Below are 2,290 nucleotides of genomic sequence, written 5' to 3'. Positions count from 1 at the left end.
GAGGATGTCCTGCAGGAATTCTGCACGCGCGTTCTGGCGCGGAAAGATCAGCTGCGCGAGGCGAATCGCATGGATGCCTGGCTCTATGCGGTGTTGCGCTCGGCACTCAACGACCATTACCGCAAATCGGGCCGATCCCGTCGTCTGAGAGATGCTGTCGCGCAGGAGGCCCAGTCTGCTATGGTCGCGGATGACCCTGTCGAAGACATGGACGTGATCTGTAAGTGCGTCAAAGGGTTGGTCACCGAGTTGCGCCCGGGTGATGCGGAACTGATCCGCCGCATAGATATCGACGACGATGATCGCGCGATGGTGGCGGCGGACTTGGGGCTGAAACCCGGAACTCTTAATGTACGTCTTCACCGCGCCCGTGCCGCATTGGGTGACGCGCTATTAGCCCATTGTGGACCGTGCTGTCGGCATGGCTTTGACGATTGCTCCTGTCCACCACCAGGGTGTGAGCATCCAGTCGAAGAGACCGCTTGCGAGGAAAAAGACACCGTCTCGTAACGCGGTTTTGTAATGCTGTGCTCCTAACTGCGTCTTCATACCGAAGCCGCTCGGGAGGATCACATGACCAGGGAACCGACAGAAGCACAGGTGATCGCAGACCTGGTTTCGGATGTGTTCTGCGAGTGCCGAGGGACGGTGCAGGCCGATGTCGGGGCACTGTCGGGAGAGTTGTTTCTCGAGGTAGATGTCGAGGGTCGGAGTCTTCGGTCTGCAGCGGATTCCTTGGGGCTTACCCCGCAAGAGGCCAGAACGATTCTCTTATTGTTCCGCCGTCAAATGGTCAATGCGCTGGTCGGGTCAGTGTTAGCCGAAGGGTTGCCAGCCGATCATACGCGCAGGGACGGCGCGCCAAGGGGTCAACTCTGAATGCCCCGGATGGGGCTGGTCGTGTTGCAAGGACAAGACCGACATCGGCGAGCCCCGCACGCATGTAACGAAATCACCGAGTAAGCGTCTTTTCTTATGAACCGCGCAAACAGCGTTCGTCAGGAAAGGAACACGGAAATGCTCGCAACTCTCATTCTCGCTGGTGCCCTCGCTTCTGCACTGCTCGCAGGCACCGCTATCGTCCGGCTACGTGATCGTCCCAAAGTCAAAGAGGCTGTCGTGGACATTCCGGTAGAAACCCCGAGACGCCCACGCCGGCACTGAGATCAGCACTCGGAATACCGCTTGAGAACCGTCGGAAACCGCGATGACGAACTCGACCAAGATAGTAATCGTCGGGGCTGGACCAGCCGGCCTTGCTTGCGCGATCGTGTTGGCGCGCGCCGGTCGCCAAGTGATTGTACGCGAGTGGAAGGATTGTGTGGGCCACAGGTTCCACGACGATTTCCAGGGGCTTGAGAGCTGGACCAGGGAACTGGACGTTCTCGAGGAACTGGCCGCCGCCGGGATCACCGCCGATTTCGACCATCATCCGTTCGAGCGTGGCACTGTGTTCGATCCGTCCGGACATCGGTATGCCGTGAAGGGACTGCGCCCGCTCTTCTACCTGCTCCGGCGCGGTCCGGGTCAAGGCACACTAGATAGCGCCCTTCTGGCCCAGGCCCGCGCCGCGGGTGTTGAGATCCGTTTCGGCGACTGGGTGAAGACGTTCGCCGACGCGGGCGTCCTGGCCGCCGGGCCGCGCGAGGCCGGCGTCATCGCCGCAGGGCACGTTTTCGAGACGGACATGCCCGACGGGGCCTGGCTCGCGCTTGGCCACGAGGTCGCGCCAGGAGGATACGCCTACCTGCTGGTTCAGGCGGCCTAGGCACGATCGCGAGTTGCATGTTCACAGGTTTTCGCGCCCATGCCGGACTTGAGATGCGCAACGCCCGCAGCTTCGGCGGGTATGGCGCCTACCGATCGCCTCGTAGCGCCATGCAGGGCGTGCACCCGGTAATTGGCGAGCATGCGGGCTTTCAGGACGCGCTTGCCGGATTTGGGATACGCCATGCGATCCGCTCGGGCGTTCTGGCGGCGGAATGTCTGCTGACAGGCAACGACTATGTCACCCGTTGGAAATCGGAACTTGGTCCGCTTTTGGAGGCAGGCATCGTCAACCGCTGGATGTTCGGCTTGGGCGGCAAAGTCGGCATGCGCATCGCCAGCCGCAAGTTGGCCACTGGCGATGCGGGGGGCGTGCTCCGCCGTGCATACTATCTGACCACCTTCAGGCGGCTGGCGCTGCCGTTTGCCCGCCGTCGCTATCGCAAGGCTCTGGAAGACCCGAGTTGCAGCCACATCAATTGCGATTGCGTCTGGTGCCGCCATGGCGATCACGGCGCATAGG

General features: G+C 61.7%; 3 protein-coding genes. All 3 read left to right on the top strand.

Features of this window, described 5'->3' with window-relative positions; genetic code table 11:
* Window positions 1-510: RNA polymerase sigma factor (locus tag A2I95_RS32205; RefSeq protein WP_291736381.1), on the top strand; the 510-nt coding region annotated here is incomplete at its 5' end.
* A 697-nt stretch (window positions 511-1,207) separates the two neighbouring features.
* Entirely contained in the window at window positions 1,208-1,768 is a 561-nt protein-coding gene (locus A2I95_RS32200; RefSeq protein ID WP_027256026.1) for an FAD-dependent monooxygenase, read from the top strand.
* Window positions 1,769-1,785: 17 nt separating this feature from the next.
* Complete coding sequence (locus A2I95_RS32195; protein ID WP_035919561.1) at window positions 1,786-2,289, top strand: hypothetical protein; 504 nt, start codon at window positions 1,786-1,788, stop codon at window positions 2,287-2,289.
* Window position 2,290 lies beyond the last annotated feature (1 nt).

This window comes from Leisingera sp. F5 (assembly GCF_001593695.1).
This window is presented reverse-complemented; position numbering and strand designations above follow the sequence as displayed.